We start from the raw sequence: 6,723 nt of genomic DNA, 5'->3' as shown, positions 1-6,723 counted from the left end.
TGGACAAAAAGGTAAATTGGTAGGCATTGAGCTTATGGGCGCGCTATATATTTAAGAAGCATATATTTAAGAAGCATATATTTAAGTATCATATAATCAAAGGCGCCCATTAGCCAAACTAATATGCCAGTGCGATTCTGCTATCTTACCGAAAACTGAGGCCAATTGGAACTTTAAACCTTGAAGTAAACCGTTATTAAGTGCCAGATGCAACGAGTATTAAAAAAAGATTAGCAATACATTATTGATATGGGGATTTAATAAGCAGTTTAAGTTATTACAATTTATTCATTAAAATTGAATAGTTTTAACGAATTTTAGCCCATATCGATTTTTAACATGGTCAAAAATGCTTTGTCTTGTTATTATAGGCAACATTATTAAGGGATAGGATTTGGGCATCTTTATCACAGATTATCTTAAGTTTTAGTATAATGCTGGATTAATTGTCTATGATAAAAATAAGTATAAGATAAGCTTAAGCCCATTACCTCTTTGTTGTTATGATTGATATTCCTATAACTTTATTTAGTGACTAGTTTAGCCATTTGATCTTTATATTAGTATGATAAAGGTCTTTATTATTTTTAGAAAAAGGTGTCACATGATTGATCCTAAGTTTTTACGCCAAGATTTAACTGAATTAAAACAGAAGCTTGCCAAAAGAGGCTATGAGCTTGATGTGGAATTTTGGGAGCAATTGGAATCACAGCGTAAATCACTACAGGTTATCACCGAAGACCTACAAGCCAAGCGTAATGCAGGTGCTAAGCAAGTGGGCGCACTCAAAAAAAGCGGTCAAGATGCTAGCGAATTACTTGCTGAGATGCAGTCAATCAGTGGCGACATTAAAAAAGCTGAAGAAGACTTGAAAGTACTGCAAGATAGAATTTATGATGCGGCGTTACAAATCCCAAATATCCCAGCCGATGACGTACCAGAAGGTGAGTCAGAAGATGATAATGTTGAAATAAGACAATGGGGCACGCCAAGGCAATTTGACTTTGAAATTAAAGATCATACCGATATTGGTGAGTACTTAGAACAATTAGACTTTGGTGCTGCCGCTAAATTGACGGGTAGTCGTTTCAATGTCTTGAAAGGACAATTGGCTCAGTTACATAGGGCCTTAATTCAATTTATGTTGAATACCCATACTGCTAAATATGGCTATACTGAATGTTATGTGCCTTATATTGTAAATTCTGATAGCTTAAAGGGCACAGGTCAATTACCAAAATTCGAAGAAGACCTTTTTAAACTAACCAATCACACCAATAATGAAGAAATGGGCTTTTATTTAATTCCAACGGCTGAAGTACCAATGACTAACTTGGTGCGTGGTGAGCGCTTAGAGGCGAGCGAATTACCTTTTAAATTTACTGCACACACGCCATGTTTTCGTAGTGAAGCGGGTTCACATGGTCGTGATACTCGTGGATTAATTCGACAGCATCAATTTGAAAAAGTAGAAATGGTAAACATTAGCACCGCTGAACAGTCTGATGAACTACTTGAACAAATGACGGCCCAAGCTGAAGATATATTGCAACAGTTAGAGCTACCTTATCGTGTGGTTAAATTATGCACCGGTGATATGGGCTTTAGCGCCTTACGTACTTATGATATTGAGGTATGGTTACCTAGCCAAGATACTTATCGTGAGATTTCAAGTTGCTCAAACTGTGGTGACTTTCAGGCACGCCGTATGGGTACACGCGTTAAAGACGGTAAAAAAACCGAGTATGCCCATACTTTAAATGGTTCAGGTTTAGCAGTTGGGCGTACGTTACTGGCAGTTATGGAAAATTACCAAAATGTAGATGGTAGTATCACGATACCTGAAGTACTACGTCCTTATATGGGCGGCGCTGAATCTATTACTGCTTAACTGTTTTATAGTCATTAAAGCTTAAGGTCATTAAAGCTTATAGTTATTCTAGCTTATAGTCTTGAGTTAACTTTTAAGTTTTATGCTTAAAGCTGACCAATAGGATAAATGATTTATGGTTTGTTTATCATTTATCCTATTAGCTTTCCAAATAAGCAGTACAAAAAATCAGTACATTTAATAATTGCATAAATATTTATAGCAAAATCTTATTTCGTTTTAATTGACCACCAAAACCTAGGATTCATTCATGTCAACACCTCTATCTGAACGCAAACTAGCCAATGCCATTCGCGTGCTTTCATTTGATGCGGTACAAAAAGCCAATTCTGGGCACCCAGGCGCACCAATGGGTATGGCTGATATTGCTGAAGTATTGTGGCGTAAATTCTTGAAGCATAACCCTTCCAACCCAAATTGGCATAACCGTGATCGTTTTGTATTATCAAATGGTCATGGTTCAATGCTTATTTATTCTCTACTGCATTTAACTGGCTATGACCTTAGTATTGATGACCTTAAAAAATTTCGTCAATTACATTCTAAAACGCCTGGTCATCCAGAATTGGGCTATACCCCAGGTGTTGAAACCACAACCGGTCCTTTGGGTCAAGGTATTGCCAATGCGGTGGGTTTTGCTATTGCAGAAAAAACCTTAGCGGCTCAATTTAACCGTGAAGGTCATAACATCATTGATCACCACACTTATGCTTTTTTAGGTGATGGTTGTTTGATGGAAGGCATTAGCCATGAAGTTGCCTCTTTAGCTGGCACCTTGGGCTTGGGTAAATTAGTCTTCTTTTATGATGATAATGGTATCTCAATTGATGGTGATGTAGAGGGTTGGTTTACAGATGACACCCAGATGCGCTTTGAGAGTTACGGCTGGCAGGTTATTAAAGTTGATGGACACGATACAGACGCTATTACTAAAGCCACCGAAGAAGCCATTGCTGAAACTAGCAAACCAAGCTTGATCATTTGTAAAACTATTATTGGTGTGGGCAGTCCGAATAAACAGGGTAAAGCCTCTAGTCATGGAGCGCCTTTAGGAGATGATGAAATTGCTTTGACTCGTAGTGAGTTGGCTTGGACGCATGAACCTTTTGAGTTGGATGAAGAGATCTATGAAGGTTGGGATGCCAGAGCGAAAGGGGATGTTTTAGAAAAAAATTGGAATGCTGACTTTGAAGCGTATAAAAAAGCATATTCTGAGCTTGCTGAAGAGTTATTACGTCGCCTAGAGGGCGAGCTACCAGCAGATTTTGATAAAAAATCAAAAGCGTACATTCAGCAGTGTCAAGAGCAGGGTGAAAACGTAGCCAGCCGCAAAGCTAGCCATAATGCTATTAATACCTACCAGCCTTTATTACCTGAATTGTTAGGCGGATCAGCCGATCTAGCAGGTTCAAATCTAACACTGTTTAAAGATGCTAAAGGTATTGATACTGATGCAGCGGGTAACTATATCTATTATGGTGTTCGTGAATTTGGTATGACTGCTATCGCCAATGGTATTGCTTTACATGGCGGCTTTATTCCTTATGTAGCTACTTTCTTGATGTTCATGGAATATGCTCGTAATGCGGTACGTATGGGCGCTTTGATGAAGCAGCGCATTATTCATGTCTATACGCATGACTCTATTGGTCTGGGTGAAGATGGCCCAACGCATCAACCGGTTGAGCAATTGACCAGTCTACGTACTACACCAAATCTTTATACATGGCGTCCCTGTGATACCACAGAGTCTGCAACTGCTTGGACAGAAGCTTTAAAAGCGAAGCATAATCCTTCTGCCTTAATTTTTAGCCGTCAAAACCTTCCACATCAGCAGCGTGATAGTGAACAAGTGGCTAATATTGCTAAAGGCGGATATGTATTAGCCAAAGAGAAGTCTGAGCTTCAAGCTATAATTATTGCAACTGGTTCAGAGGTGGCTCTTGCTATGGAGGCTTACAACACTTTAAGCGAGCAGGGTGTTGGTGTCCGTGTGGTATCTATGCCATGTGCTGAAGTATATAGTCAACAAGATGCTGATTATCGTGAATCCGTATTACCTTCAAATATTTTAGCCCGTGTTGCGGTTGAAGCGGCTCACGTAGACTATTGGTATAAGTTCGTTGGTCTCGACGGCAAAATAATAGGCATGACTACTTATGGTGAGTCTGCTCCAGCCGAAGAGTTATTTAAAGAGTTTGGTATTACAAGCGAAGCTGTGATTGAAGCCGTGACTAGTTTGGTTGAATAGAATTGCTTAGCTAGTTTATTGTTAGAATAGAAGGCTGTCAGATAGTTTTGGCAGCTTTTTTTTAGCACTATCTTTTGCAAAGTAGTGCTAAGATTGAAAAGTTCGTTTAAAACTAGGAATATCTAAAATTGGCTATAATCAATTTTAACAATTTTTGATTGGTTAACTTTTTTTAAGTTAAATTTCTTTGTTTTTTCATCCCAGATGTTGACAAAATAAGTTATTATTTGTTTTCCTGTTGTGTTGTTTACTTTTTCACCTTCACAATTTCGAGTGATAAATAATCGACTGTTAGGATAAAAAGCCAATCTCTCACTGTGATCTAATTGCGCACCCTCAGCATAGCATTCTTCATCAGAATCATAAGGGGTTACACCATCTTCTATTTCACCAAGTGGTAAGCTATATACCTTGCCAGTACGTTTATCAATCATTGCACCCATTATACAGCTTGTACCACAGCCCCATGTCGTTACAATATAGTTGCCCGCAAAGTTAATTTCACTATCTTTATGAGCATCCCTGAGACGAGTCCTAAAGTCACTCCATCCATCTAAATTTAAAGGTGCTTTCTTACCTGTGTAAATTTTTGCAGGATATTTTTCAAAGCTGTAACCCGCTATGGTTTTTGCATGAGACATAGAGGTACAAGCCAGAGCTAAACAAAGATAAGTTGCAATTTTTTTCATAACCCCCCCCTTTAAGTAGGTAACCAATCTTATAAAATTATAATTTAATTATTATCTCTAAAGTAAGTAGTATGATATAGACTTATACAAACAAACAAACATATGTTATATAAATCTGTCAAATAATTGCGAAAAATTTGTTATTAATGGCACATGGCATTTATACTTTATGTTTAGTCAAAAAAATCCCGCTACCATAAAAGTAGCGAGATTTTAAAATATTGTTATAACTTATACCGTAATTAAAGCTAGTGGTGATATTAATTTTAATTATGAATGTTGCTGAATCCAATTTTGCATTAGCTCTATTTCAGATTGCTGAGCATAAATAATATTTTGAGCTAACTGTCTCATTTCTTTATCTTTACCATATTTAAGTTGAACTTTGGCCATAGCTACAGCACCTTTATGATGAGGCAGCATACTTTTAGCAAAGGCCATATCAGCATCTTCACTTTGAATGCCTTGCATCATATCTGCGTGCATTGGCATCATGCTATCATTATATGCTTTTTGCATTTCTTTAGTATAGACTTGTTCTTCAGTATCTGGATTAGATGCTAACCAGTTATTCATTTGGTTAATTTCATTTTCTTGAGCTGCAATAATGTCTTCTGCAAGCTTACGCATAGTTTCATCTTTACCGTATTTCAGCTGTATCTTAGCCATTTCTACGGCACCTTTATGGTGAGACAACATTTCCTTGGCGAATGCTACGTCTGCATTATTAGCGGTAGTACCTTTCATCATGTCTTCGTGCATGTTATTCATGCTGTCCATGTATTCTTTGCCAAACCCTGAAGTCTTCTTATGATCAGTCATCTCATGATCTGTCATCTCTTGCGAAGCATTATGAGAATCATGGTCCATGCTATTGTCATGGTTTTCCGAAGTCATTTCAGTTTCTGGATTCTTATCAGCGTTGTTAGAATTAGGCTGGCATGCGCTGAATAACACAGTCGATAGACAAAAAGCAGCCAAACTCAAAGGTTTAATTAGAAATGCTTTAGTAGAGATTGAAGATGGCTTAATTTTTAAATGATTAGAATTCATAATTTCTCCAAAATGAATTATTACTCATGCAATCTGTTTAGTGTTTAACTTGCTAAAAAAAACTACTTGGCAGCAATCAGTTCACCTGAAATAGTGATAGGTATAGTAGTGCCAAATACCCCAGGAAAAGCTGTTACACCATAATCATAACGATTAATCATGCCAGTGGCTTTAAAGTTTAAAGTGGTCTTTTGAGCATTGGCATCAGTTAAAGTAACTTTCACTGTCATAGGTTTGGTTTGCCCTAAAGCAGTAAAGTTGCCCGATACATATCCTTCTTTTAGGTTTATAAACCTAATATTAGTTGAGTTGAATTTCAAAGTAGGATATTGATTAGTATTTAAAAGCTCCTTTCTGCGAATAAAATAATCACGTGGTTTCAGATCGGTATCTATACTATCAGTATAAACGGTGAAATTTATCTTGGTATTCTGAGGGTTTGATTCATCATAGTCGATAGTGCCCTGTGTCTTATTAAATTTACCTTGAATAGTTGCATTTTTTAAATAAGAAACCTCAAAATTAACTTTTGTTTTGGCAGGATTTAATTGCCATTTTTTGGAGCTAGCCGCTGTTGCTAATGTAGGCACCAAATTTACGCAACTTAGGCTTAATACAGCAATTGAAGAAGAACGTTTGGCAATTGTCATTAATAATCCGAATAATGCAAAGAATTAGGTTAAAAGCTTATTATCTAATAAAAAGAGATAGCTATTGGCTTATTTTATCACTTTTCAATTAACCGATTGTCTATTGTTGTTATTATTAAGAATGTAGTTTTTTATAAACCTTAGATTCAACGATGAAGTGCAACGTTTAGAAATGATGAGAAGAAGAGT

General features: G+C 36.9%; 5 protein-coding genes. 2 read left to right on the top strand and 3 right to left on the bottom strand.

What is annotated here, in order from left to right; genetic code table 11:
* The first annotated feature begins 604 nt into the window (after positions 1-604).
* Together serS and tkt are read left to right on the top strand one after the other, a co-directional pair.
* The gene (serS, locus tag QZ265_RS08250) at positions 605-1,891 is read left to right on the top strand and encodes a serine--tRNA ligase (RefSeq protein ID WP_296405199.1); all 1,287 of its coding nucleotides are present in this window, start codon (positions 605-607) and stop codon (positions 1,889-1,891) included.
* 250 nt (positions 1,892-2,141) lie between these two features.
* Positions 2,142-4,142, top strand: coding sequence for a transketolase (tkt, locus tag QZ265_RS08245; protein ID WP_296405197.1), 2,001 nt, complete (start codon positions 2,142-2,144; stop codon positions 4,140-4,142).
* Between the two features lie 122 nt (positions 4,143-4,264).
* On the opposite strand, the gene QZ265_RS08240 is transcribed toward tkt, so the two are convergent.
* The 3 genes from QZ265_RS08240 to QZ265_RS08230 all read right to left on the bottom strand — a co-directional run bounded on the left by QZ265_RS08240 (position 4,265) and on the right by QZ265_RS08230 (position 6,534).
* Positions 4,265-4,831 carry a hypothetical protein gene (locus QZ265_RS08240; protein WP_296405195.1) on the bottom strand — a complete coding sequence of 189 codons (567 nt, stop codon included), beginning with the start codon at positions 4,829-4,831 and terminating at the stop codon, positions 4,265-4,267.
* Between the two features lie 270 nt (positions 4,832-5,101).
* Positions 5,102-5,884 carry a DUF305 domain-containing protein gene (locus QZ265_RS08235; RefSeq protein WP_296405193.1) on the bottom strand — a complete coding sequence of 261 codons (783 nt, stop codon included), beginning with the start codon at positions 5,882-5,884 and terminating at the stop codon, positions 5,102-5,104.
* Positions 5,885-5,946: 62 nt separating this feature from the next.
* The gene (locus QZ265_RS08230; protein ID WP_296405191.1) at positions 5,947-6,534 is read right to left on the bottom strand and encodes a YceI family protein; all 588 of its coding nucleotides are present in this window, start codon (positions 6,532-6,534) and stop codon (positions 5,947-5,949) included.
* Positions 6,535-6,723: the final 189 nt, after the last annotated feature.

This window comes from Psychrobacter sp. (assembly GCF_018260395.1).
GTDB lineage: Bacteria > Pseudomonadota > Gammaproteobacteria > Pseudomonadales > Moraxellaceae > Psychrobacter.
This window is presented reverse-complemented; position numbering and strand designations above follow the sequence as displayed.